This window comes from Nocardioides zeicaulis, from assembly GCF_042432345.1.
GTDB classification, from domain to species: domain Bacteria; phylum Actinomycetota; class Actinomycetes; order Propionibacteriales; family Nocardioidaceae; genus Nocardioides; species Nocardioides zeicaulis.
In genome coordinates, this window is record NZ_JBHLXH010000002.1 from 390280 (window position 1) to 414178 (window position 23899).

Here is a 23899-nt window from a genome sequence, read left to right on the forward strand (position 1 = left end):
GTGCCGAACCCGATCAGCGTGACCAGCCACGACGGCGTCGCCCGGCTCCGCTGGAGCGGGGAGGTGAACGTCGACGAGCTGCGGCGGGAGGTCGCCGAGGCGCTGACCCGGCACTCCCGGGTGGAGGCGCTGGTCCCGGTGGACGACGCGTCGGCCCACCGGGCGGCGACGTGGGCCGGGATGCACCGCGAGGGCGTACGGCGGGCGCTGGACGCGGACGGCGAACCGGCCGACCAGTTCGTGTTCGCCCGGCTCGTCACCGACGAGCCCGTCTCGGAGCCGGTCGGCTTCCGCTCGCTGCTCAACTCCTTCCTCCCCCGCAAGCGCGCGATCGCGCAGATGCTGGTGCGCGACCCGGAGGGACGGGTGCTGCTGTGCCGCCTGACCTACAAGCGCGACTGGGACCTCCCGGGCGGGGTGGTCGAGGTCGGCGAGTCGCCGCGGGTGGCGGTGGAGCGCGAGGTCGAGGAGGAGCTCGGGCTCACGCTGCCGGCCGGCCCCCTGGTCCTCACCGACTGGCTGCCGCCGTGGGGCGGCTGGGACGACGCGGTCTGCCTGGTCTTCGACGGCGGCACCCAGCAGCCGGGCGTGCTCGCCGACGTCGTGATGCAGGAGCGCGAGATCCGCGACGTGCGGTTCTGCACGCTCGAGGAGGTCGACGAGCTGGCGGCCGACTTCACCGCCCGGCGGGTCCGTGCCGCCGTCACGGGTGAGGAGCCGTATACGGAGTCCGGTCGCTGAGGCAGGATGCCTCCATGACCTGGGTCTACGACTTCGCAGAGGGCAGCAAGGACCAGAAGGACCTCCTGGGCGGGAAGGGGGCCAACCTCGCCGAGATGACCAACCTCGGCCTCCCCGTCCCCCCGGGCTTCACGATCTCCACCGAGACGTGCCGGGCCTACCTGGCGCTGAAGGAGACGGGCGAGGGCGATGAGCCCGAGGGCCTGTCCGAGGAAGTCACCGAGCACCTCGCCTCGCTCGAAGAGGCGATGGGCAAGAAGCTCGGCGACGCCGAGGACCCGCTGCTCGTCTCGGTCCGCTCCGGCGCGAAGTTCTCGATGCCCGGGATGATGGAGACCGTCCTCAACGTCGGCCTCAACGACACCTCGGTCGGCGGCCTGGCCGCGCGCAGCGACTCCGAGCGCTTCGCCCAGGACTCCTACCGCCGGCTGCTGCAGATGTTCGGCGGCACGGTGCTCCACGTCGACTCCGAGCTGTTCTCCGACGCCCTCGACGAGGCCAAGCGCGCCAAGGGCACCGAGTCCGACCTCGACCTCGACGCCGACGACCTGCGCGGGGTCGTGGAGACGTTCAAGCAGATCATCAAGGACCAGACGGGCCGCGACTTCCCGCAGGACCCGCGCGAGCAGATGGACCTCGCGATCCGCGCGGTCTTCGACTCCTGGAACACCGACCGTGCCCGGCTCTACCGCCGCCAGGAGCGGATCCCGGAGGACCTCGGCACCGCGGTCAACGTGCAGGCGATGGTCTTCGGCAACTTCGGCATGGACTCCGGCTCCGGCGTCGCGTTCACCCGCGACCCCGCCAGCGGCGCGCAGGGCGAGTACGGCGACTACCTCCAGAACGCGCAGGGCGAGGACGTCGTCGCCGGCATCCGCAACACCGTGTCGCTGGCCGACATGGCCGAGATCGACCGGCAGTCCCACGACGACCTGATGACGATCATGACGCGCCTCGAGCGCCACTACCGCGACATGTGCGACATCGAGTTCACCGTCGAGCGCGGCAAGCTGTGGATGCTCCAGACCCGCGTCGGCAAGCGCACGCCGGAGGCGGCGTTCCGCATCGCGGTGCACATGGTCGACGAGGGCATGATCCAGATGGACGAGGCCGTGCTGCGCGTCACCGGCGACCAGCTCGCGCAGCTGATGTTCCCGCGCTTCGACGAGTCCGCCGAGCGCACCCTCCTCGCGAAGGGCATGAACGCCTCCCCAGGCGCCGCCGTCGGCAAGGCGGTCTTCGACTCCGACACCGCCGTGGAGTGGGCTGATCGCGGCGAGGACGTCATCCTCGTGCGCAAGGAGACCAACCCCGACGACCTGCGCGGCATGGTGGCCGCCCGCGGCATCCTCACCAGCCGCGGCGGCAAGACCTCCCACGCGGCGGTCGTGGCCCGCGGCATGGGCCGTACGTGTGTGTGCGGGGCCGAGTCCCTCGACGTCGACCACAAGGCGCGCGAGTTCCGGGTCCGCGACGGCGAGACGATCCGCGAGGGCGACGTGATCTCGATCGACGGCACCACCGGCGAGGTGTTCGCCGGCGCCGTGCCGGTCGCCGACTCGGTCGTGGTGCGCCACTTCGAGGGCGAGAAGATCGACGACGACCTGGCCCAGGCGGTCGCCCGGATCATGGCGCACGCCGACGGCGCCCGCCGGCTGCGGGTGCGCACCAACGCCGACACCCCCGACGACGCTGCGCGAGCGCGCCGCTTCGGCGCGCAGGGCATCGGCCTGTGCCGCACCGAGCACATGTTCCTCGGCGAGCGGCGCGAGCTGGTCGAGCGGCTCATCGTCGCCGAGGACGAGGCCGGCGTGGAGGCCGCGCTCGACGAGCTGCTGCCGCTCCAGCGCCAGGACTTCACCGAGATCCTCGAGGCGATGGACGGCCTGCCGGTCACCATCCGCCTGCTCGACCCGCCGCTGCACGAGTTCCTCCCCGACCTCACCGACCTCAGCGTCGAGGTGGCGCTCGCCGAGGAGCGGGGGCAGGTCGACGAGCACGCGCGCACCCTGCTGACCCACGTCCGGCGGCTGCACGAGCAGAACCCGATGCTGGGCCTGCGGGGCGTACGCCTCGGCATCCAGATCCCGGGGCTGTTCCGGATGCAGGCCCGCGCGATCGCCGAGGCCGCGGCCGACCGGATGGACGCCCACGGCACGCCGCGGCCCGAGATCATGGTGCCGCTCGTGGCCAGCGTGCGCGAGCTCGAGATCGTCCGCGCCGAGATCGAGCGGCAGGTCGCCGAGGTCGAGGAGGAGCGCGGCGTCAAGCTCGACATCTCCATCGGCACGATGATCGAGCTGCCGCGCGCGGCCTTCCTGGCCAACCGCATCGCCAAGGCGGCCGACTTCTTCTCCTTCGGCACCAACGACCTCACCCAGATGGCGTGGGGCTTCTCGCGCGACGACGTCGAGGCCTCGTTCTTCTCCCGCTACTTCGAGCACGGGATCTTCGACGTCTCGCCGTTCGAGTCGCTCGACCAGCTCGGCGTCGGCGGCATGGTGGAGATGGGCACCAAGAAGGGCCGCAAGACCAAGCCCGACCTCAAGGTCGGCGTGTGCGGCGAGCACGGCGGCGACCCGCGCTCGGTGCACTTCTTCGACGAGGTCGGGCTCACCTACGTCTCGTGCTCCCCCTTCCGCGTGCCGGTCGCCCGGCTCGAGGCCGGCCGCTCGGTGCTGGGGAAGCGCGACTCAGAAGAGCGCTGAGGCCAGGTTGCGACGACCCGCCAGCACGCGCGGGTCGTCGTTGCCGACCGCGGCGAACAGCCCGAGCAGGTGGTCGCGGGCCCTCTCGCGGTCCTTGTCGCTCGTGCGGGCGACGAGGTTGACCAGGCGGGTGAAGGCGTCCTCGACGTGGCCGCCGAGCATGTCGAGGTCGGCGACCATGGTCTGGGCGTCGACGTCGTCGGGAGCGTCGGCGGCTGCGGCGCGTGCGGCGTGGAGGTCCACCCCCTGCGTGCGCTGCATGACCTTCGCGATCGCCAGGCCACCGGCGGCCTCCACGTCGGCGGGGTTGGCGTCGACGAGCTTCTGGTACTCCGCGACGGCGCCGTCGATGTCACCGGCGGCGAGCGCGTCCTGCGCGGGTGCGTAGCGCGGGTCGACGACCTCCTCCTCGCCCTCGGCAGCGGGCGCGCCGCCCGAGCGCGGCTGGTGGCGGCCGGTGATGCCCTGGGCGGTGAGCTGCTGGCCCAGCTGGCCGAAGAGCGTGGTGAGCTCCTCAGGGGACAGCGCGCCGGGGATGGGCTGGGTCACCGGGCGGCCGTCGAGCACGACCATCATCAGCGGGACCTGGGGGATCTGCATGCCCTGGGCGATCTCGGGCTGGGTGTCGACGTCGACGAGCGCCGCGAGCAGGCGGCCTTCCTGCTGCTCGGCGACGGCGGCCACGTCGGCGGCGTACTGCTCGCTGCCCGGTGCCTGGCGCGCGGAGTGGAACACCATGACGACCGGGGCCGTCATCGACTCCTGGAGGACCTGCTGGAAGCTCTCCTGGGTGACGGCCACGGAGTACGAGCCGCCGGAGGTCGGCGCACCCGCCGGGGCGGCGGCCTGCTGGGGGGCCGGGGACTGGCCGAGGCCGGAGAGGTCGATGGCACCGGGACGGCTGAACGGCTGCTGCGTCATGCCCCCATCCTAGGAAGAAGGTGCACGCGGCGCAGATCGGGTCGGTAGCCTCGCTCCCATGGGATCCCGGGGCGCAGCACTCCTGACGCGGCACCGGCACAACCTGGGGCTGCTCGGCCGCTTCGGGGTGGTCGGTGTGTCCGGCGTCGCGGTCAACCTGGTGACCCTCGTCCTGCTGCGCCGCACCGGCCCGCACTTCGACGACGCCGTGGTCGGCCTGGGCACCACCGACTTCAACCTGCGCTGGTACCACGTGTACTCGACCGTGGCCTTCCTCGTCGCGAACCTGTGGAACTTCCAGCTCAACCGCACCTGGACCTTCCGCAGCAGCGGCCGGGCGCGGTGGTGGAGCGAGTACTGGCCGTTCCTGGTGGTCGGCCTGGGTGGCCAGGTGATCGGCCTCGCGCTGCTCACGCTGCTGATGCACCCGCACTCCCCCGTCGGCCTGCCCCGCGACGTCTTCGACGACTCCTCGGGCCTGCGCAACCGCCTCTACTGGTCGCAGCTGCTGGTGATCGCGCTCGTCACGCCGCTGTCGTTCGTGCTCAACAAGCTGTGGACCTTCGCGGCGGTGCGCACCGGCCACGAGGCGCTCGCGGACCCGCTGCGCGAGGACGAGGTGCTCGTCGGCGACGAGCGCCGCTGAGTCGGCCGGGGGCGCTGGCGCCCCGCCCGTGGGGGTGAGGTCGCGGCGTGCCGTCTTGTGGCCGAACTGAGGACGGCTCGCCCTGTCACCCGGCAGCTACCGCATGGTAGAAAACTCCGAGTCCAACGGGAGGGCGATCAACGCATGACTTCGGGGTGGTACGACTTCACCGACTACCAGGTGCTCGTCGTCGGAGGGACCCGTGGCCAGGGACACGCCATCGCGACGGCGTTCGCCGAGTCGGGCGCCTACGTCACGGTGACGGGCACGATGATGCTGCGCCCGCGCTACGCCGACGACCTGTCGGCCTTCGAGTACGAGTCGGTCAACCTCGCCCGGCAGGACTCGATCGACCACCTGGTCAGCGCCGTCCAGCACGTCGACGTGCTCGTGCTCGCCGCGGGGTGCAACCTGCCCCACGACCTGCCCGGGAGCGAGCGCGACTTCATCACCGAGGCGACCAGGCTCGGCCTGCTGGGGCCGACGTTCCTGACCACCCGGCTGCGCCTCAAGCTCAGCAACAGCCCCGCCGACGGCGGGGGCTGCGTGGTCAACACCGACGCCGTCCGGTCGTGGTTCGAGCTGTCGTCCACCCCCGACGAGGCGCGGGCGGAGGTCGTCGACTCCACGCGGCGTGCCGGCGAGAAGTGGGACGGCCTCGGCGTCCGGGTCAACTCCGTGGTCCGCACGCCCCGAGCGGTGGTCCCCCGCCAGTACGCACCGACCCCCGGTGCCGGCACGGCCAGGGCGGCGGGCGACACCCTCGTGCGCACCCGCCAGAGCACCTCCGACGCCGTCACCGACGCGACGCTGTTCCTCGCCAGCCGCGGTGCGTCCCGGATCACCGGGCAGACCCTGCACCTGGCCTGACACCGGCCTGACCCCGGTCAGTCGGCCGCGCGGGTGACCAGCTCGTCGGCGGCGCCGAACGCGTCGAGGTCGCCCGCGGCCACGAGCGAGGCGAGCCGGTCGAGCTCCGCCGCGCCTCCGGCCGCCCAGCGCTCCCGCAGCGTGGCGAGCGCGATCGCCTCCACCTCGCGCGCCGCGCGGGTCGTGCGCCGCCGCGCCAGCTCGCCGGTCTCGGCCAGCCAGGCCGCGTGGCGGTCGACCTCCTCGAGCAGCCGGTCGATGCCCTCGCCGGTGCTCGCGATCGTGGCGAGGACGGGCGGACGCCACGCGCCCTCGCGGCGCTCGGCCAGGGTGAGCATCGAGCGCAGCTCGCGCCGCGTGCGGTCGGCGCCGTCGCGGTCGGCCTTGTTGACCGCGTAGACGTCGCCGACCTCGAGGATCCCTGCCTTGGCGGCCTGGATGCCGTCGCCCATGCCGGGCGCGAGGAGCACCAGCGTCGTGTCGGCCAGGCCGGCGACCTCGACCTCGCTCTGACCCACCCCGACCGTCTCGACGACGACGACGTCGAAGCCGGCGGCGTCGAGGACCCGGACCGCCTGCGGGGTCGCGCGTGCCAGTCCACCGAGGTGGCCGCGGGCGCCCATGGAGCGGATGAACACGTCCGGGTCGAGCGCGTGGTCACCCATCCGGACCCGGTCGCCGAGCAGCGCGCCGCCGGAGAACGGCGACGACGGGTCGATCGCGAGCACGCCGACGCGGCGCCCGGAGCGCCGCAGGGCACCGACCAGCGCGTTGGTGGAGGTGGACTTGCCGACTCCCGGAGCGCCGGTGATGCCCACGACGTGCGCCCGGCCGACGTGCGGGGCCAGCGCGGCCATCACCTCGCGCAGGACGGGTGAGGCGTCCTCGACCAGGGTGACCAGCCGGGCCACCGCCGCCGCCTCGCCGCCCCGGGCGCGCGCCACGAGGTCGGGCACGGCGACGGTGCCCCGTCGCGTCACGCCGTCCCCACGACCCGTCAGGCGCCGGGCACGCGGATGATCAGGGCGTCGCCCTGGCCACCGCCACCGCACAGCGCGGCGGCACCGATGCCGCCACCGCGGCGCTGCAGCTCCAGGGCCAGCGTGAGGACCACGCGCGTGCCGGACATACCGACCGGGTGGCCGAGGGCGATGGCGCCGCCGTTGACGTTGACCTTGGCGTCCTCGATGCCGAGCTCGCGGGCCGACGAGATGCCGACGGCCGCGAACGCCTCGTTGAACTCGACGAGGTCGAGGTCGGCGGGCGTGATGCCCTCCTTCTCGCAGGCCTTCGCGGTGGCGGCGGCGGGCTGCAGCTGCAGGGTCGAGTCGGGCCCGGCCACCTGGCCGTGCGCACCGATCTCGGCGAGCCACGTCAGCCCGAGCTCATCGGCCTTGGCCTTGCTCATCACCACGACGGCTGCGGCGCCGTCGGAGATCTGCGACGCCGAGCCGGCCGTGACGGTGCCGTCGGGCCGGAAGGCCGGGCGCAGCCTGGCCAGGGACTCGACCGTGGTGTCGCCGCGGACGCCCTCGTCCTCGCTGATGACGACCGGGTCGCCCTTGCGCTGCGGGATGCTCACCGGCACGACCTCGTCGGCGAAGACGCCGTTCTTCCACGCCACGGCGGCCTTCTGGTGCGAGTACGCCGCGAAGGTGTCCTGCTCCTCGCGGGTCAGGTTCGCCCCGGCGGCGTTGCACTCCTCGGTGAGCAGGCCCATTGCCTGGGAGGTGAACTGGTCGAACAGGGCGTCGTAGGCCATCGAGTCGACGAGCTTCACGTCGCCGAACTTCACGCCCTCGCGCGACTTCGGCAGGAAGTGGGGGGCCTGGGTCATCGACTCCATGCCGCCGGCGACGACGATCTCGCACTCGCCGGCGCGGATGAGCTGGTCGGCCATCGCGATCGCGTTGAGGCCCGACAGGCACACCTTGTTGATGGTGATCGACGGGACGCTCATCGGGACGCCACCCTTGACCGCCGCCACGCGGGCCGGGTTCTGGCCGGCGCCGGCCTGGATGACCTGGCCCATGATCACGTAGTCGACCTGGTCGCCGCTTACGCCGGCCTTCTGCAGCGCGCCCTCGATGGCGACGCCGCCGAGGTCGGCCGCCGACTGGTCCTTCAGGCCGCCGAGGAGGCGTCCGATGGGCGTGCGGGCGCCCGCGACGATGACTGATCCGGTCATGGTTGTTCCTCCAGGCCTGACGGGTGTACGGCGGCAGCCGCCGCCACTCGGACGATACCCACCGCTCCCGGCGCCCCGGGAGGGGGTGAGCGTTCGTTCACCTGAGGCGCACGTCACACCCGCTCGCGCGGTGCCCCCGTCGGCGCGAGGATGACGCCATGAGCGCTCCCGACCTGCCCGCCGACGTCCAGCACCTCTTCACCGCGATCGACCACGTCGGCATCGCGGTGCCCGACCTCGACGAGGCGATGGCCTTCTACCGCGACGCCTACGGCATGCAGGTGCTGCACGAGGAGACCAACGAGGAGCAGGGCGTCCGCGAGGCGATGGTGGGGGTCGGCGACTCGGGCTCCTGCATCCAGCTCTTGGCGCCGCTCGGCCCGGACTCGACGATCGCGAAGTTCCTCGACCGCAGCGGTCCCGGGATCCAGCAGCTGGCGTTCCGGGTCGACGACGTCGAGCACGTCGCGGCCGTCCTGCGCGAGCGCGGGCTGCGCCTGCTGTACGACGCCCCGCGGCGCGGCACGTCCGACAGCCGGGTCAACTTCATCCACCCGAAGGACACCGGGGGCGTGCTGGTCGAGCTCGTGGAGCCGGCCGCCGCCGGCCAGTGACCCCCGCCGGCCGGCTCACGGCGCCGCCACCCAGCGGAAGCGCACCGTGTCGCCGGGTCGCAGCTGGGCCGCGCGGTCGACGTCGGCGTCGACCACCACGGCCACGACGGGGTAGCCCCCGGTGACGGGGTGGTCGACGAGGAACAGCACCGGCTCGCCGCTCGGCGGCACCTGCACGGCGCCGCGCCACGCGCCCTCGCTGGGCAGCTGCTCGTCCCGTGCGGGTGTGAAGGCGTGACCGCCGAGCCGCATGCCGACGCGGTTGCTGCGCTCGGTGACCTCCCACGCCGCCGTGACGAGGGCGTCCACGTCACGGACCCACCCGTCACGCGGACCGCGGACGGCGCGGAGCACGACCTCCCCGTCGAGGTCGGGCGCCGGCACGGTGTCGAGGTCGGGGAAGCGGTCGCCCGGGGTGCCGAGGGGCAGCTCGTCGCCGACCTCCAGCGGGCGCGGGCCCACGCCCGCCATCACGTCGGTCGACCGCGACCCCAGCACCTCCTCCGACACGACGCCGCCGCGGACCCCGAGGTAGGACCGCAGGCCCGCCGTCGGCGTCCCGAGCCGCACGCGCGTCCCGGGCCCGGCGAAGAAGACGGTGTGCGACCCGACGTCGCGTCCGTCGACGGTCACCGGGCACGGCGCCCCGGTGACGCAGCACCAGCTGCCCGCGCCGACCACCTCGACGTCCAGCCCGCCGGAGGTGACCTCGACCTCGGCCGCGCCCTCGTCGTTGGCGAGGACCCGGTTGACCTGGCGCAGGGCGGCCCGGTCCGCGGCCCCCGACCGTCCGACGCCGACGCCCGCGTGGCCCGGGCGGCCCAGGTCCTCGACCAGGGCGAGCGACCCGACGGCGTGCACGCGCAGCGCCCGGGTCACCGCCCGACCTCCACGAAGCGGACCCGCACCCCGGGCGCCAGCAGCGCCGCGGGGTCGCGGTCGAGGTCCCAGAGCACGACGTCGGTGCGGCCGATCAGCTGCCAGCCGCCCGGGGACGAGCGCGGGTAGATGCCGGAGTACTCCCCCGCCAGCCCGACCGCGCCAGCCGGCACGCGCGTGCGCGACTCCTCGCGGCGCGGCACGTGGAGCCGGTCGTCCTCGCCGACGAGGTAGCCGAAGCCCGGCGCGAAGCCGCCGAAGGCGACCTGCCAGGTCTGCCCGGTGTGCGCGGTCACGACCTCCCGCTCGGACAGGCCGGTCAGGGCCGCGACCTCGGCCAGGTCCGCGCCGTCGTAGGTCACGGGGATCTCGACCATCGGGCCGTCCGCCCCGGTGGCGAGGGTGGTCGGCACGACGTCGGCCAGGTGTGCGCGGAGGTCAGCCACGCCGACGCCCTCGGCCGCCACGACCAGGACCGTGCGCGCCGCCGGCACCACCTCGCCGACCGGTCCGGCTCCCGCGACGGAGCCGCGCGCGCGGAGCGCCGAGGCGTACGCCACCGCCTCGCGCGTCGATGCCAGCTCGACGAGCACGGCGCGGTCGCCGTAGGGCAGGAGCACGGGTGCGGCGCTCACGCGAACGCCCGGAGCCCCACGCCCTCCGCGACCAGCGCGTCGCGCACGGCGGTGGCCATCTCGACCGCGCCGGGGCTGTCGCCGTGGACGCAGACCGAGTCGGCCTCGACGCGCACCGTCGAGCCGTCGACGGCGACCAGCGTCCCGTCCGTGACCAGGCGCACCACCCGCTCCGCGACCTCGCCCGGGTCGTGCAGCACGGCGCCCGGCTCGCTGCGGGGAAGCAGCGTCCCCTCGGGGGTGTAGGCCCGGTCCGCGAAGGCCTCGCGCACCGTGCGCAGGCCCGCCGCCTTGGCAGCCTCGAGCAGCCGCGAGCCGGGAAGGCCCAGGACCGGCAGCGAGGCGTCGTAGGCCCTCACCGCCTCGACGACGGCACGCGCCTGCCCCTCGTGGTGGACGGTCGCGTTGTAGAGCGCGCCGTGCGGCTTGACGTAGGCCACGCGGGTGCCCGACGCGCGGGCCAGGGCCTCGAGGGCACCGATCTGGTAGAGCACGTCGTCGGTGAGCTCGGTGGCGTCGTAGTCGATGAACCGGCGGCCGAAGCCGGCGAGGTCGCGGTAGCCGACCTGGGCGCCGACGACCACGCCGAGCCGGGCTGCCGTCGAGCAGCACGCTCGCAGCGTCGAGGCGTCGCCGGCGTGGAAGCCGCACGCGACGTTGGCGCTGGTCACGACCTCCAGCACGCGGGCGTCGTCGCCCAGCGTCCAGCGTCCGAAGGACTCGCCGACGTCGCTGTTGAGGTCCATGGGAGGACGGTAGTCGCCCACCCGCGCAGGACCCGTCGGATGCCCGTCCCGGGCCCCTCGGACGGGCTGGATCGATCCAACGAGGCCCTGGCCGCGGCGTGCATCACACTCGGGTGACACCACCTGTACCCGTCGGTACGTTTCACGCACCCCGAGCCCCGACCCCAGGAGCCAGCCCGTGCAGCACATCCTTGACGCCATCCAGTCCGGCACCGCGAACTCCCAGGACTTCGCCAGCCTCGAGCTGCCCGAGTCCTACCGTGCGGCCTTCGTGAAGAAGGACGAGGTCGACATGTTCGAGGGCCTGACGACGAAGGAGAAGGACCCGCGCAAGTCGCTCCACGTCGACGAGGTCCCGCTCCCCGAGCTCGGTCCGGGCGAGGCGTTCGTCGCGGTCATGGCCAGCGCCATCAACTACAACACCGTGTGGACCTCGATCTTCGAGCCGGTCTCCACCTTCGGCTTCCTCGAGCGCTACGGCCGCGGCTCCGAGCTGACCAAGCGCCACGACCTGCCCTACCACGTGGTCGGCTCCGACCTGTCCGGCGTGGTCCTCAAGGTCGGCGCCGGCGTGACCCGCTGGAAGCCGGGCGACCGGGTGGTGGCCCACTGCCTGTCCGTCGAGCTCGAGGGCCCCGACGGCCACAACGACACGATGCTCGACACCGAGCAGCGGATCTGGGGCTTCGAGACCAACTTCGGCGGCCTGGCCGACGTGGCGATGGTCAAGGCCAACCAGCTGATGCCCAAGCCCGAGCACCTCACCTGGGAGGAGGCCGCCTCCCCCGGCCTGGTCAACTGCACGGCCTACCGCCAGCTCGTCTCCACCAACGGCGGCAACATGAAGCAGGGCGACAACGTCCTCGTCTGGGGCGCGTCCGGCGGCCTCGGCGGCTTCGCGACGCAGTACGCCCTCAACGGCGGCGCCACCCCGGTCTGCGTGGTCTCCAACGAGGAGAAGGCGAAGATCGCGCGCAGCATGGGCGCCGAGCTGATCATCAACCGCTCGGAGGAGGGCTACAAGTTCTGGAACGACGAGGGCACCGAGCAGGACCCCCGCGAGTGGAAGCGGTTCGGCGCCCGGATCCGTGAGCTCACCGGCGGCGAGGACATCGACATCGTCTTCGAGCACCCCGGCCGCGAGACCTTCGGCGCCTCGGTCTTCGTCACCCGCAAGGGCGGCACCATCACCACCTGCGCCTCCACCACCGGCTACATGCACGAGTACGACAACCGCTACCTCTGGATGAACCTCAAGCGGATCATCTCCAGCCACTTCGCCAACTACCGCGAGTCGTGGGAGGCCAACCGCCTCATCGCCAAGGGCCGGATCCACCCGACCCTGTCGAGGACGTACACCCTCGACGAGGTCGGCCAGGCCTCGCTCGACGTCCACCACAACACCCACCAGGGCAAGGTCGGCGTGCTGTGCCTCGCCCCGGAGGAGGGCCTCGGCGTCCTCGACCACGAGATGCGCGCCCAGCACGAGAGCGCCATCAACCGCTTCCGCGGCGTCTGACGGGGTCCGACGGCGTCCACCAGCGTCCGACCGGCGGTCCCGCACGGGCCCGCCCGGCCCCTGAGAGCCATCCCTCACCCCGGTTCGCGGATCGTCCGCGAGCCGGGGTGGGTTTGTCCCCCGGGATCGGACAGACTGGCCCCCGACGCAGTCCGTACGACGTGAGAGTGGGTGCCGCAGCATGAGCCGCGAGCAGGGTCTGTCCATCTTCGACGAGCCGGAGTCCGGGGGCGACTCGGGCGAGGAGACCCAGGTGCTCCCGGTGACGCCCCGGACGTCCTCGGCGCCCGAGGAGGCGCCGGCCGCCTCCCCCGACGAGGCCACCACCGCCGTCCCCGTGGTCACGCCCGACCCCGCGCCGGTCCCGCCGGCCGCTTCGCGCGAGCCCGAGCCGACGCAGCCGACCCGTGTGGTGCCGCCGCCGGCTGCCCAGCCCGCCGCCCAGCCGACCGCCCAGCCCGCCGCCCGGCCCGCCGCCCAGCCCGCGCCCGTCGCCGCCGCCCCGCTCCCGATGGTCCGTCGCGGCGGCTACGACAAGGCCGCCGTCGACCAGCGGCTCGGCCAGCTGCAGTCGGAGAAGTCCGGCCTGGCCAGCAGCCTGGCCAGCAGCGAGCAGCGCGTGATCGACCTCGAGGCCGAGCTCGACCGGGCCCGGGCCGAGCTGGCCGAGAACACCAACCCGACCTACGCCGGACTCGGCGGGCGGGCCACCTCGATGCTCAAGATGGCCGAGGACGAGGCCAACGACGTCCGCGTCGCCGCGCAGCGTGACGCCGACGAGATCCGTCGCAGCGCCGAGCGCGACGCGGCCAGCATCCGCGCCGAGGCCGCCCGCGAGGCCGACGACATGCGCCTGGTCCAGCTCAAGGAGCTCGACGAGATGCGCGCCCGCCTCACCGCGGACGCCGAGACCGAGCGCAGCCTGGCGAAGTCGGAGGCCGAGGACCTGCTCGCCGCGGCCCGTCGCGAGGCCGACCAGCTGCGCCTGGCCGCGCAGCAGGAGACCAACGAGATGCGCACGACCGCGACCCGCGAGGCCGAGCAGGCCCGCGCGGCCGCCGACCGCGAGGTGCAGGAGGCCCGGCGGACGCTCGCGGTGGAGAAGGAGCGGCTGGCCCGCGAGGCCGCCGAGCACCACAGCAACGCCACGGCCGAGACCGCCCGCCTGGTCAAGGAGGCCGAGGACCGCGCCACGGCCGCCGAGCAGCGCGCCCGTGAGGCGACTGCCCAGGCCAACGCCCACCGCGCGCAGGCACAGACCGAGGCCGAGGGCCTGCTCACCCGCGCCCGTCGCGAGGCCGAGCAGGTGGTCGCCTCCGCGCGCACCCAGGCCGACTCGATCAGCACCAGCCGCGCGGCCGAGGCCGAGCGCGAGCTGGCCAACATCCAGGCCGAGGTGGAGCGCGTGAAGAAGCGTCGCGACGCGATCACCGCCCAGCTCGGCGCCCTGCGCGACGTGGTGGCCGGGTTCGGCGAGGACGAGTCCTGAGCGGCGAGGGCCCCACCGAGCCCGGGCGCACCGACCCCACGGACACCTCCGAGGAGGAGGCGGCGAGCGAGGCGGCGGAGCGGGCCGAGCAGGCGGCCGACCGGGCCGACGACGCGGCGGAGGCGGCCGAGGAGGCCGCGGAGGTCGCGGAGGTCGCGGCCGAGTCGTCCGCCGCCATCGCCGAGCAGATCGACAACTCCACCGACCTGGTCGTCGCGCCCGACGCGCCGGCGTACCCCGACCCCCACCTGCCCTCCGCGCAGCCGGTGTCGGTGCTGCGCCACTCCCCCTTCAACATCGGGTTCTTCGGCGCCCTCGGCGCGGTCGTCGCCATCTTCTTGACCCAGCAGCTGCTCAGCATCTCCTCGGTGCTGGTGCTGCTCGTCCTGGCGATGTTCCTCGCGATCGGGCTCAACCCGGTCGTCGAGTGGTTCATGCGACGCGGCGTGCGGCGCGGGCTCGCGGTGGTGGTGGTGCTCGTCGTGGTGATCGGCGTGCTGGCGCTCTTCGTCGGCGCCGTGGCCCCGGTGATCAGCGACCAGATCGCCCTCATCACCACCAACGCACCCGGCTGGTTCACCGACCTGCAGCGCAACACCTACGTCGAGCAGCTCGACGACCGGTTCTCGATCATCGACAAGGCGCGCGACTACGTCACCGACGGCGACTTCACGCAGCGGGTGTTCGGCGGCGCGCTCGGCGTGGGCCTGGCGGTGCTCTCGGCCCTGACCAACACCTTCATCGTGCTGGTGCTGATGATCTACTTCCTCGCCTCGCTGCCGAGCATCAAGCACGCGGGCTACAGCCTGGCCCCGGCCTCGAAGCGCCCCCGGGTCAGCGAGCTCGGTGACCGGATCATCCGCAGCACCGGCGCCTACGTCTCGGGCGCGTTCCTCGTGTCGATCTGCGCGGGCATCAGCACGTTGATCTTCACGATGATCGTCGGACTCGGCGACTACAGCTTCGCGCTGGCGTTCATCGTGGGCCTGCTGAGCCTGGTGCCGGTCGTGGGTGCGGTGGTGAGCGGCGTGATCATGACGCTGCTGGCGCTCACGGTCTCGCCCACCGTCGCCCTCGTCGCGGCGATCTACTACATCGCCTACCAGCAGCTCGAGTCCTACCTGATCTCACCGCGCATCATGAAGAAGGCCGTCGACATCCCCGGCGCGATCACGGTCATCGCCGCGCTCGTCGGCGGCAGCCTGATGGGCATCGTCGGCGCCCTCCTCGCCGTGCCGGTCGCCGCCGCGCTGCTGCTGCTCCACCGCGAGGTCTTCCTCAAGCGGCAGGACGCCCGCTGAGCCGGGGCCGGCGAGCGGCGCGCGCCCCTCGCCGGCCTTGACCACCACGACGCCCAGCAGCACCAGCACCCCGCCCGCCAGCTGCACCGGCCTCGGCAGCTCGCCGAGCAGCAGCCACGCCCACAGCACGGCGGCGAGCACCTCCCCCAGCGCGACGAACGAGGCCAGCCGGCTGCCCAGGCGACGGCCGGCGGCGATGCCGGTGACGTAGGAGAACGCGGCGGTCACCAGGCCCAGGGCCAGCATCGGCACCCACCACGCGACGGCACGGCCGTCGTAGACCGCGTCGGCGGTGGAGGCGTGGAAGGGCAGCAGGCCCGACAGCCCCGCGACGAGGAGCACGGCACCGCCGACCAGCAGCCCGCCCGCGGCCAGTGTGATGCCGGGGAGCCCGTTGTCCTCGTCGGCCGAGATCACGAAGTACGTCGCCGCGCCGACCATGGCGCCCAGCGCCCAGAGCACGCCGACGGTGCTGAGGTCGGCGCCCGAGACCACGTCGAGGACCAGCGCAAGGCCGACCGCGCACACCCCCGCCCCGAGGAACGTCAGGCCCGAGGGGCGGTGGCCGTGGCGCAGCCAGAGCCAGACGACGACCGCGACGGGCGCGGTGTACTCCAGCAGCAGCGCGACGCCGACCTGCAGGTGGGTGACGGCGTAGAAGTAGCACAGCTGGGCACCCGCGACGGCGGCGACGCCGTAGACGACCACGACCCCGGCGCCTGCGCGCAGCAGGTGCCACCGGCCCCGGAGCGCGAGCGCACCCGGGACGACCAGGACCAGCGCGGCGATGGCGATCCGCAGGCCCACCGTCGCCCCGGCGCTCCAGCCGGTGTCGAGCAGCCCGCGCGCCAGCGCGCCCGAGAGGCCGAACGACGCGGCCGAGGCGACGGCGTACGCCAGCCCGGACGTGGTGCGGGACCCGATGTCATGTGTCAAAGCCGTCACGGTCATGACACTACGAAGGCGTGTGTAATGTGTCAACGTGCTGTTCACGGATGACACCGACGCCGCGCTCCAGGCCGCGGTCGCGCTGGCGAACTCCACCGACGAGCCCGGCGACCCGCTCGGGTCGGTGGACGACCTGTCCGCGTTCCTCGCCGAGTGGGCCTACACCGGGCGCCACGACGCCACCGCCGACGAGCTCGACGCCGTGCGCCGGCTGCGCCCGGCACTCCGTGGCCTGCTGCTCGCCGAGCGCGACGAGGCGGCCGCGATCGTCAACCAGATGCTGGCCCGGGCCCGCGCGCTCCCCCAGCTCCAGCGCCACGACCAGTGGGACTGGCACCTCCACGCCGTCGACCCCGACCGTCCCCTCGACGAGCGGGTCGTGGTGGAGACCGCGATGGCGATGGTCGACGTGATCCGCGCCGACGAGATGTCCCGGCTCACGCGCTGTGCCGCCGACGACTGCGAGGACGTCGTGCTCGACCTGTCGCGCAACCGCTCGCGGCGCTACTGCTCGACCACCTGCGGCAACCGCGAGGCCGTGGCGGCCTACCGGGCCCGCCGGAAGGGCTGACCCGCCGCCTCAGGCCAGGAAGCGCCGCAGCACCTCGAGGAAGACCTCCGGCTGCTGGGAGTGCACCCAGTGGCCGGCGCCCTTGATGGTGATCCGGCGGTTGCGGGGGAAGCGGCGGTCCATCTCCGGCGCGTGCTCCTCCGAGACGTAGTCGGAGTCGGCACCGCCGATCCACAGCACCGGGCCGTCGTACGACGCGTCACCGAGGCCCTCGGACGGCCAGCCGGCCAGCTCGTCCATGTGGCGCCCGAGCAGCTCCAGGTTGGGCTGCCAGTGCCAGCCGTCGTCGGTGCGGCGCAGGTTCTGCAGCAGGAAGCTGCGCACGGTGGGGTCGGGCACGGCGGCGGCCATCGCCGCGTCGGCCTCGGCGCGACGCTCGAGGGAGCCGAGGTCGAGCCCCCGCATGGTCTGCGTGTAGCCGATGAACTCGCGGCCGCTGTCGTAGGCGACGGGAGCGATGTCGACGACGGCGAGCCGCTCGACCAGCGCGGGGTGGCGCAGCGCCACGCACATGCTGATCTTGCCGCCCATCGAGTGGCCCACCAGGGCCACGGGCTCGTCGCCGAGCTCGGCGGCGACCAGGTCGGCGAGGTGGAGGTAGTCGAAGGTCTCCGTCCACGGAGAGCGCCCGTGGTTGGGCATGTCGAGCAGCGTGACGCGGTGGTCGGCGCTGAGCGCCTTGGCCACCTGGGTCCAGTTCTTGCCCTGGCCGAACAGGCCGTGGCAGAAGACGACGCGGCTCCCGGTCTCCCCGAGCTCGGTGCGGTGCAGGCTCACCGCGCCATCCTCGCGCAGCACCCTCAGGTCGCGACCACCGACCCGTCGTCGGTGCGGTGCACCAGGCCGTCGCTGGCGGCGAGGGCGAGGGCGCGGTCGAAACGCCCCTCCTCCCACCACTGGCCACCGACGAGCTGGCGCAGGTCGTCGGGGTGCGTCGGGCCGTGGGCCTCCAGGGCGCGCACGATCTGTCCCATCTCGTGGAGGACCTGGCGGTCGCGCGGCCCCTCGGTCGTCGGCTTGGGGGGTGGCATCGGGCTCATGCGTGGCTCCTCTCGCGCTGCTCTCCCTCGGAGGGCTGGTCCTCCGCGGTGAGCGGCTGGGCGATGTCCTCCAGCGACTGTCCCTCGGCCTTGACGCCCAGGAAGATCTCCACGATCCCGCCGGCCACCATCAGCGCCGCGCCCAGGAAGTAGCCCGGCGCGATGTCGGTGATGGCGTCGGCGGCGTCGATCAGCTTGCCGAACAGCAGCGGGCCGGTGATGCCACCGACGGCCGTCCCGATGGCGTAGAAGAAGGCGATGCACAGCGCCCGCGTCTCCATCGGGAAGACCTCCGAGGCGGTCAGGTACGCCGCGCTGGCCCCGGCGGAGGCGAAGAAGAAGATGACGGCGCCGAAGACGGTCAGGGTCACGGCGCTCAGGCTGCCCAGCATCAGGCCCGCGACGGCGAGCAGGACGCCGGAGAGGATGTAGGTGCCGGCGATCATCCGCACCCGGCCGATGCTGTCGAACAGCGGGCTCAGCGCCAGCGCCCCGATGAAGTTGCTGGCGGCGAAGATCGCGAGGTACCACCCGGTCTGGCCGACGTCGAGGAACGTGCTGAGGGTGTCGCCGTAGGTGAAGAAGAACGCGTTGTAGAGGAACGCCTGTCCGACGAACAGCGAGAAGCAGAGGATCGTGCGGCGCGGGTACATCGTGAAGACGGTCTTGGCGATGAGCGGCAGGCTGATGGTCTTGCGCTGCCGGATGGTGATGGTGCGGTCGACGCCGTGCAGCTCCTTGCCGCTCTCCTCCGACACCGTGCGCTCGATGTCGCGCACGATCTCCTCGGCCTCCTCCTCGCGCTCGTGGATGAAGAGCCAGCGCGGGCTCTCCGGCACGTGGCGACGCACCACGAGGATGCCGATCGCGAGGACGGCACCGAGGCCGAACGCCGAGCGCCAGCCCCAGCTGGGGTCGACCACGTTGGGGTCGAGCAGCGGGATGGTGAGCAGCGACCCGAGGGCCGCGCCCACCCAGAACGACCCGTTGATGGCCACGTCGACGCGACCGCGGTACTTGGCGGGGATCAGCTCGTCGATGGCGGAGTTGATGGCGGCGTACTCGCCGCCGATGCCCATGCCGGTGAGGAACCGGCAGGCGAAGTACCACACCGGGTTCATCGAGAAGGCGGTCAGCACGGTGGCCACGGTGTAGACGCCCAGGGTCAGCAGGAACAGCTTCTTGCGGCCGAAGCGGTCGGTGAGCTGGCCGAACAGCAGCGCGCCCACGCACGCGCCGGCGACGTACATCGCGCCGGCGAGGCCCACGTCGCTGCTGGAGAGCCCCAGGCCGGTGTCGTTCGGCTTGAGCGCCTCCGACATCGAGCCGACGATCGTCACCTCGAGGCCGTCGAGGATCCAGACGGTCCCGAGGCCGATGACGACCATCCAGTGCCAGCGCGCCCACGGCAGCCTGTCCATCCGCGCGGGGATGTCGGTGGTGATGGTTCCTGTCTCGACTCCGGCCATCCTCCGGACGCTAGGCCCGGTGCGGACGGCCCATCACCCCCCTGCGGGCGAACGGTTCAGAAGTCGAAGCCGTCGAACATGTCGCCGATGCCGTCGCCGATGCCGCCGAACAGGTCGCCGATGCCCTCACCGATGGCCCCGATGCCGTCGCCGAGGCCGTCGAACCCGCCCCCGAAGAGCATGCCCATGAACATCCAGTCCATCGGCGAGAAGGCGCCGAAGTAGCCGGCGGCGTAGGGCTGGTAGGCGCGACCGCCCTGCCAGTAGGGCACGCGGCGCGAGCCCACCATCACCTTGCGGATGTCGGGCTCGGCGCCGGCACGGACCCGCTCGACGTCGAGCGCGCAGGCCGGCACGTCGCGCTGCGCACCGCCGGGCGGGGTCCACGGCACGTCGGCCACCGACAGGCCGTGGCGCGGGTCGAAGAAGCACGGCGGCCGGCGCTGCGGCAGGGGCTGGCCGGCGACGCGGGCGCGCACGCACGCCATCGCGTAGCGACCGTCCTCCAGGATCTCGGTGACGTGCCTGACGTCCTCGGGCCGGCTCAGCGCGGCGGCGGCGGTCTTCGCGGACTCGTAGGCGTCCAGGGCGCGCTGGTAGTCGGCGTTCGCACCGGCGTCGAGCTGCTGCCCGGCGAGGTCGATGTCGAGGTCCTGGAGCTCCACGCCGAGGGCGGTGACGTCCTCCTCGGCGAGCCGCTTGACCGGCGCCACCTCGGCCTCGACGCGGGCCAGCTCGCGCCTCCTGCTCGACCGGCCTGCCCCGACCGCGACGGCGGTCAGCGCCCCGAGGACCACGAGCAGGAGCACGATTCCCATGCCCACAGCCTACGCAGCGCACCCACACGCGAGGGCGGGCCGCACGTCGACCCCCGACGACCTGCGACCCGCCCTGACACGCGGCCGGGGTGCGGGGCCATCCCCTGTGCGGCCCCGTTCCTCCCGGCGTGGGACCACCCTCCCGCGGGGCGGCCCCGCGCATCATCCGTAGTCCTACGTATCTGGTTACGCACGCATCCCCCGGAAGTCAGCGGCCCGCGGGGGTCCCGGGGCGCTAGATTCGCTCCGTGCTCTCACCCTGTCTCGGACGTGACGACGTGCGGCTCGCGCTGAGCGAGGCGGTCGAGGAGTCACGCTGGGTCACCGTCGTGGGCCCGCCCGGCAGCGGCAAGACGCTGCTGGTGCGCCACCTCGCCGAGACCTCGTCCGCCGCCTGGGTCGACGCGCGCAACCTGCGCAGCCTCGACGAGGTGCTGGTCGCGGCGCTGGCGACGCTCGAGTCCGAGACCGCCCCGGGCGACAGCCTGCTGGGCGCCCTCGGTCGCGCGGTCGACGGCCGGGACGGGTTGCTGGTGCTCGACGGGCTCGACCTCGACGCCACCGGCGCCGGTCCGCTGCTCCAGGCCGTCCTGGAGGGCACCAGCGAGGCCCGGCTCGTCGTCACCGCCCTCACCACCGCCGGGCAGCCCTGGGAGTCCGTCGTCCGGGTCGGTCCGCTGCCGGTGCCCAGCCAGCGCGCCCCGCTGGAGGGGCCGGCCGTCGACCTCTTCCTGCGTCGCATCCGCTCGGCCGGCGGCCAGCAGGTCGACCTTGAGCGGCAGGCTCACGAGGTGCGGCGCCTGCTGAGCGCCACCGGCGGCCTGCCGCTGCTCATCGAGCAGGTCGCGGTGCAGAGCGCGCTGGTCGGGCTCAGCAACGCGCTGACGTCGGTGAGCCTCGACCAGGCCGTGGACTCCGCCCACGAGCTCCTCGACGCCCCGAGCGCCACGGCGCTGCGCCGGATCGGGCTGCTCGACTTCCCCGCCGGGCTCGGCGTCGTGGCCCGGGTGCTCGGCCTCCCCGTCACCGACGCCGCCGAGGTCGCCGGCAACCTGGTGCGCCGCAGCCTGCTCGAGGTCGACGCGCAGGGCCGCTTCGACATGCTCTCCCCCATCCGCGGCCGCGCCCGGGTGCTCGCCACCCCCGACGACGCCGACGCCGTCGGGGCCGCCCTGCTGGCGTGGGCCGAGGAGCACGCGCCGGCCCACGACAACTACGGCGCCGCCGACGCCGAGTGGCTGCGCGACCTGCCCGCGATGCGGCACGCCGTGCTCACGGCCTGCGCGCGGCCGGAGACGCGCGCCCAGGGCTACTCGGTGGCCAACCGGATCTTCTCCTCGCTCTACACCTCCATGCGCACCCGCGAGGCCGTCGACATCCTCGAGGGCGCGCTCGCCAGCGGCGACGGGCCCCCGGAGATCGGCGCCCAGGTGGCGCGGCGGGCCGGCATCGCCGCCTCCGAGATGCGTGGCACCTACGAGGGTCTCTGGCTGCTCGACCGGGCCGACCAGCACGCCTCGTCCGCGCCGCGCCCCGAGGAGCAGCTCGCCAAGACCGCTTCCATCCGGGCGGAGATGCACCTCGACGCCGGTGACCTGGCCAGCGCCGAGCAGGAGGCCAGGCGCGCGATCGCGCTCGACCCGGAGGGGTCGATCAGCCGCCAGGCCACCCGCACCCTGGCCGACGTCTACGCCTCCCAGGGGCGGTTCGCCGAGGCCACCCAGGCCGTCAGCGAGGCGGTGCCGGCGCGGATGACGCGCGACGAGCGCTGGATCGACCTGTCGGCCCGCACGGTGCTCGCGCGCATCGCCCAGGAGCAGGGCCGGATCGCCGAGGCGGTCGCCGGCACCCGCGCGGTGATGGCCGAGGCCCGCGAGCTGGCCGAGGACCGGGTCTGTTTGCTGGCCGAGACCCTGCTGCGCGGGCTCGACCCGGCCTGGGTGCCCAGCGACGTGCAGCGCGAGTCACTGCCCTGGGCGGTGCGCCTGCCCGTCCTGGCCCAGGACGGCCGCGACCTCCTGCGGCGGGGCGACGCGCGCCGGGCCGCCGGGCTGGCGGCCGACGTGGTCGCCCTCGCCGACTCGGCGCGCCTGGGCCGCGACGGCGTCGAGGCGCGACTGCTCCTGGGCCGTGCGCTCGTCGAGCTCGGCGACCTCGACCAGGCCACCACCACCTACCTCACCGCCCTCGACCACTGCCGGTCGATGGGGATGCCGCTGCGGGGCGCCGACGTGCTCGACGGGCTCGCCGGGGTGGCCCACCGGCGCGACCTGTCCGAGGCCCGGGCGCTCGCGGCCGCAGCGTACGCCCTGCGCGTCCCGCGGATGGCGGTGCGCTGGGGCTACGCGGCCGACTACGACGTCGCGCCCGCGGGGCCGGTCCCGGCCGGCTGGCTCGACGGCGACGACCTCGGGGCGGACGTCGTGCCCCTCGTGACGGCGGTCTTCCACCGCCCGGCCTCCGCACCCCCGTCGGTGCTCGACGCGCTCACGGCGGCCGAGCGACTCGTGGCTGAGCGAGTGGCCCAGGGGCTGACCAGCCGCCGGATCGCGGAGGAGCTCTTCGTCTCCCCCCGCACCGTCGACGCCCACCTCACCCACATCTACCGCAAGCTCGACATCAACAGCCGTGCCCGCCTCGCGGCGCTGGTCATCGGGCAGGCCGCCCGCTGATCCTGCGCCGACCCTGGCCACTGTCGGTGGGCCGCGCCACCATGGGCGCATGAGCCGCACCCTCCAGGTGACCTTCGACGCCCACGACCCCGAGCTGCTCTCCCGCTTCTGGGCGGCGGCCATGGGCTACGTCAACCCACCACCGCCCGGGCGGTCGGTCGAGCCCGGGCAGGACGTGTTCGAGCTGTGGCACGCGTTCCTGGCGCAGGTGGGCGTCCCCGAGCAGGAGTGGAACAGCGCCTCCGCCGCCGAGGACCCCGACGGGGGCGGGCCGCGGCTCTTCTTCCAGCGGGTGCCGGAGGGCAAGACCGCGAAGAACCGGGTGCACCTCGACCTCCGTGCCGCCCCCGGCCTCGAGGGCGAGGAGCGGATGGCCGCGCTGGAGGCCGAGGCCGAGCGGCTGGTGGCGCTCGGGGCCACGCTCGTGGCGCGCCACGAGCCCGCGCCGCCGCTGGCCCACGGACACCTCGTCATGGCCGACCCCGAGGGCAACGAGTTCTGCCTCGACTGACCGGCCGCGACGTCGTCGTGCTCTACTGTGGGAGTGCGCTCGGGCACGCGATGGGCTGACCCCGGGGGACATGATGAGTGACGTGGCGGAACCGACCACGCGTGCGACGCCGTCGCGACGCGCCGTCGTCGGCGGCATCTGGACCGCGCCCGTCCTGGTGGCCGCGAGCACCGCGCCCGCCTTCGCCGCGTCCGCGGCGGCGGCCCTCGCGATCGACACCTTCACCGCCTACGGCGCCGCCTACGACGGTGCCGGCACTCCCCTGCGGATCGAGACCAAGGTCCAGGTCCGACGCGCGTGGGACGCCACCGCCCCGAAGGTCACGAGCATCTCGGTGACCATCGCCTTCCCCGACACCCTGGCCGCCGGCGGGAAGGCGACGTCGGTGTCCGGCGACGGCTGGTCGGCCACGTCGGAGAGCGGTCCCGCCGGCAACGCCTACACCTACGTGTTCACCTGGACCGGCATGCTCGACAACACCACCCAGTCGACCCCGGAGCTGGTGTTCCAGGTCAAGCGGAACAGCGTGCGCGCCACCGGCACCACGCTCACCGCCTACGTGACCTCGCCGCAGGCCACCGCGACGAGCCGCACGATCGCCACGACCACCTGA

General features: G+C 73.5%; 22 protein-coding genes and 1 pseudogene. 12 read left to right on the forward strand and 11 right to left on the reverse strand.

Annotated elements, in window-relative coordinates:
- Complete coding sequence (locus tag ACFFJG_RS16365) at nt 1-741, forward strand: NUDIX hydrolase (RefSeq protein ID WP_378519850.1); 741 nt, start codon at nt 1-3, stop codon at nt 739-741.
- A gap of 14 nt (nt 742-755) precedes the next feature.
- A complete protein-coding gene (gene ppdK / locus ACFFJG_RS16370; protein WP_378519851.1) occupies nt 756-3449 on the forward strand; it encodes a pyruvate, phosphate dikinase in 2694 nt (897 codons plus the stop codon).
- Here the strand turns inward: ppdK and ACFFJG_RS16375 are convergent.
- Nucleotides 3435-4370 carry a co-chaperone YbbN gene (locus ACFFJG_RS16375; RefSeq protein ID WP_378519852.1) on the reverse strand — a complete coding sequence of 312 codons (936 nt, stop codon included), beginning with the start codon at nt 4368-4370 and terminating at the stop codon, nt 3435-3437. The genes ppdK and ACFFJG_RS16375 overlap by 15 nt on opposite strands.
- Before the next feature lie 58 nt (nt 4371-4428).
- Between ACFFJG_RS16375 and ACFFJG_RS16380 the strand changes: the two genes are divergently transcribed.
- Nucleotides 4429-5016, forward strand: coding sequence for a GtrA family protein (locus tag ACFFJG_RS16380; RefSeq protein ID WP_378519853.1), 588 nt, complete (start codon nt 4429-4431; stop codon nt 5014-5016).
- Nucleotides 5017-5160: 144 nt separating this feature from the next.
- Nucleotides 5161-5886 carry an SDR family oxidoreductase gene (locus tag ACFFJG_RS16385; protein WP_378519854.1) on the forward strand — a complete coding sequence of 242 codons (726 nt, stop codon included), beginning with the start codon at nt 5161-5163 and terminating at the stop codon, nt 5884-5886.
- Nucleotides 5887-5903: 17 nt separating this feature from the next.
- Here ACFFJG_RS16385 and meaB read toward each other — a convergent pair whose 3' ends face one another.
- Nucleotides 5904-6866 (reverse strand): methylmalonyl Co-A mutase-associated GTPase MeaB, encoded by a 963-nt coding sequence (gene meaB / locus ACFFJG_RS16390; RefSeq protein ID WP_378519855.1) that lies wholly within the window; start codon nt 6864-6866, stop codon nt 5904-5906.
- A 17-nt stretch (nt 6867-6883) separates the two neighbouring features.
- Nucleotides 6884-8074, reverse strand: a complete 1191-nt coding sequence (locus ACFFJG_RS16395) for an acetyl-CoA C-acetyltransferase (protein WP_378519856.1) — start codon at nt 8072-8074, stop codon at nt 6884-6886.
- A gap of 158 nt (nt 8075-8232) precedes the next feature.
- Here ACFFJG_RS16395 and mce point away from each other — a divergent pair, with 158 nt between their 5' ends.
- Nucleotides 8233-8688, forward strand: coding sequence for a methylmalonyl-CoA epimerase (mce, locus tag ACFFJG_RS16400; protein ID WP_378519857.1), 456 nt, complete (start codon nt 8233-8235; stop codon nt 8686-8688).
- Between the two features lie 15 nt (nt 8689-8703).
- Here mce and ACFFJG_RS16405 read toward each other — a convergent pair whose 3' ends face one another.
- From ACFFJG_RS16405 to ACFFJG_RS16415, 3 genes are read right to left on the reverse strand one after another with little or no spacing between them, the layout of a single operon-like run.
- Nucleotides 8704-9567, reverse strand: coding sequence for a 5-oxoprolinase subunit C family protein (locus tag ACFFJG_RS16405; protein WP_378519858.1), 864 nt, complete (start codon nt 9565-9567; stop codon nt 8704-8706).
- Nucleotides 9564-10202: a 5-oxoprolinase subunit B family protein gene (locus tag ACFFJG_RS16410; RefSeq protein WP_378519859.1), complete on the reverse strand. Its 639-nt coding sequence runs from the start codon at nt 10200-10202 to the stop codon at nt 9564-9566. The genes ACFFJG_RS16405 and ACFFJG_RS16410 overlap by 4 nt, the downstream gene beginning before the upstream one ends.
- Nucleotides 10199-10948 (reverse strand): LamB/YcsF family protein, encoded by a 750-nt coding sequence (locus tag ACFFJG_RS16415; RefSeq protein WP_378519860.1) that lies wholly within the window; start codon nt 10946-10948, stop codon nt 10199-10201. Before ACFFJG_RS16415 ends, ACFFJG_RS16410 begins: the two co-directional genes overlap by 4 nt.
- Before the next feature lie 178 nt (nt 10949-11126).
- On the opposite strand from ACFFJG_RS16415, the gene ccrA reads away from it, so the two are divergent.
- From ccrA to ACFFJG_RS16430, 3 genes are all read left to right on the forward strand, one after another.
- Nucleotides 11127-12467 carry a crotonyl-CoA carboxylase/reductase gene (gene ccrA, locus ACFFJG_RS16420; protein ID WP_378519861.1) on the forward strand — a complete coding sequence of 447 codons (1341 nt, stop codon included), beginning with the start codon at nt 11127-11129 and terminating at the stop codon, nt 12465-12467.
- Nucleotides 12468-12648: 181 nt separating this feature from the next.
- Nucleotides 12649-13956: a coiled-coil domain-containing protein gene (locus tag ACFFJG_RS16425; RefSeq protein ID WP_378519862.1), complete on the forward strand. Its 1308-nt coding sequence runs from the start codon at nt 12649-12651 to the stop codon at nt 13954-13956.
- A 272-nt stretch (nt 13957-14228) separates the two neighbouring features.
- Nucleotides 14229-15257, forward strand: a complete 1029-nt coding sequence (locus ACFFJG_RS16430; RefSeq protein WP_378519863.1) for an AI-2E family transporter — start codon at nt 14229-14231, stop codon at nt 15255-15257.
- Between the two features lie 51 nt (nt 15258-15308).
- On the opposite strand, the pseudogene ACFFJG_RS16435 reads toward ACFFJG_RS16430, so the two are convergent.
- Nucleotides 15309-16208, reverse strand: a pseudogene (locus ACFFJG_RS16435) (EamA family transporter); the annotation flags it as partial.
- 31 nt (nt 16209-16239) lie between these two features.
- Between ACFFJG_RS16435 and ACFFJG_RS16440 the strand changes: the two are divergent.
- A complete protein-coding gene (locus ACFFJG_RS16440; RefSeq protein WP_378519864.1) occupies nt 16240-16776 on the forward strand; it encodes a CGNR zinc finger domain-containing protein in 537 nt (178 codons plus the stop codon).
- Nucleotides 16777-16785: 9 nt separating this feature from the next.
- On the opposite strand, the gene ACFFJG_RS16445 is transcribed toward ACFFJG_RS16440, so the two are convergent.
- The 4 genes from ACFFJG_RS16445 to ACFFJG_RS16460 are packed head-to-tail and all read right to left on the reverse strand — an operon-like array spanning nt 16786 to nt 20103.
- The gene (locus ACFFJG_RS16445) at nt 16786-17553 is read right to left on the reverse strand and encodes an alpha/beta fold hydrolase (protein WP_378519865.1); all 768 of its coding nucleotides are present in this window, start codon (nt 17551-17553) and stop codon (nt 16786-16788) included.
- A gap of 23 nt (nt 17554-17576) precedes the next feature.
- Nucleotides 17577-17816 (reverse strand): hypothetical protein, encoded by a 240-nt coding sequence (locus ACFFJG_RS16450; RefSeq protein ID WP_378519866.1) that lies wholly within the window; start codon nt 17814-17816, stop codon nt 17577-17579.
- Nucleotides 17813-19285 (reverse strand): MFS transporter, encoded by a 1473-nt coding sequence (locus tag ACFFJG_RS16455; RefSeq protein WP_378519867.1) that lies wholly within the window; start codon nt 19283-19285, stop codon nt 17813-17815. Before ACFFJG_RS16455 ends, ACFFJG_RS16450 begins: the two co-directional genes overlap by 4 nt.
- Before the next feature lie 56 nt (nt 19286-19341).
- Nucleotides 19342-20103 (reverse strand): hypothetical protein, encoded by a 762-nt coding sequence (locus tag ACFFJG_RS16460; RefSeq protein WP_378519868.1) that lies wholly within the window; start codon nt 20101-20103, stop codon nt 19342-19344.
- A 248-nt stretch (nt 20104-20351) separates the two neighbouring features.
- Between ACFFJG_RS16460 and ACFFJG_RS16465 the strand changes: the two genes are divergently transcribed.
- From ACFFJG_RS16465 to ACFFJG_RS16475, 3 genes are all read left to right on the forward strand, one after another.
- Nucleotides 20352-22775 (forward strand): LuxR C-terminal-related transcriptional regulator, encoded by a 2424-nt coding sequence (locus ACFFJG_RS16465; protein ID WP_378519869.1) that lies wholly within the window; start codon nt 20352-20354, stop codon nt 22773-22775.
- A gap of 49 nt (nt 22776-22824) precedes the next feature.
- Nucleotides 22825-23286, forward strand: a complete 462-nt coding sequence (locus ACFFJG_RS16470; protein WP_378519870.1) for a VOC family protein — start codon at nt 22825-22827, stop codon at nt 23284-23286.
- 82 nt (nt 23287-23368) lie between these two features.
- On the forward strand, nt 23369-23899 hold the full coding sequence (locus tag ACFFJG_RS16475; RefSeq protein ID WP_378519871.1) for a hypothetical protein: 531 nt from the start codon (nt 23369-23371) through the stop codon (nt 23897-23899).

Bases quoted from the DNA above. Each gene is read 5' to 3' on its own strand.
- ppdK (WP_378519851.1), top strand. From the start codon at position 756: ATGACCTGGGTCTACGACTTCGCAGAGGGCAGCAAGGACCAGAAGGAC.
- ACFFJG_RS16375 (WP_378519852.1), bottom strand. From the start codon at position 4,370: ATGACGCAGCAGCCGTTCAGCCGTCCCGGTGCCATCGACCTCTCCGGC.
- ACFFJG_RS16380 (WP_378519853.1), top strand. From the start codon at position 4,429: ATGGGATCCCGGGGCGCAGCACTCCTGACGCGGCACCGGCACAACCTG.
- ACFFJG_RS16385 (WP_378519854.1), top strand. From the start codon at position 5,161: ATGACTTCGGGGTGGTACGACTTCACCGACTACCAGGTGCTCGTCGTC.
- ACFFJG_RS16395 (WP_378519856.1), bottom strand. From the start codon at position 8,074: ATGACCGGATCAGTCATCGTCGCGGGCGCCCGCACGCCCATCGGACGC.
- mce (WP_378519857.1), top strand. From the start codon at position 8,233: ATGAGCGCTCCCGACCTGCCCGCCGACGTCCAGCACCTCTTCACCGCG.
- ACFFJG_RS16415 (WP_378519860.1), bottom strand. From the start codon at position 10,948: ATGGACCTCAACAGCGACGTCGGCGAGTCCTTCGGACGCTGGACGCTG.
- ACFFJG_RS16425 (WP_378519862.1), top strand. From the start codon at position 12,649: ATGAGCCGCGAGCAGGGTCTGTCCATCTTCGACGAGCCGGAGTCCGGG.
- ACFFJG_RS16450 (WP_378519866.1), bottom strand. From the start codon at position 17,816: ATGAGCCCGATGCCACCCCCCAAGCCGACGACCGAGGGGCCGCGCGAC.
- ACFFJG_RS16455 (WP_378519867.1), bottom strand. From the start codon at position 19,285: ATGGCCGGAGTCGAGACAGGAACCATCACCACCGACATCCCCGCGCGG.
- ACFFJG_RS16460 (WP_378519868.1), bottom strand. From the start codon at position 20,103: ATGGGAATCGTGCTCCTGCTCGTGGTCCTCGGGGCGCTGACCGCCGTC.
- ACFFJG_RS16470 (WP_378519870.1), top strand. From the start codon at position 22,825: ATGAGCCGCACCCTCCAGGTGACCTTCGACGCCCACGACCCCGAGCTG.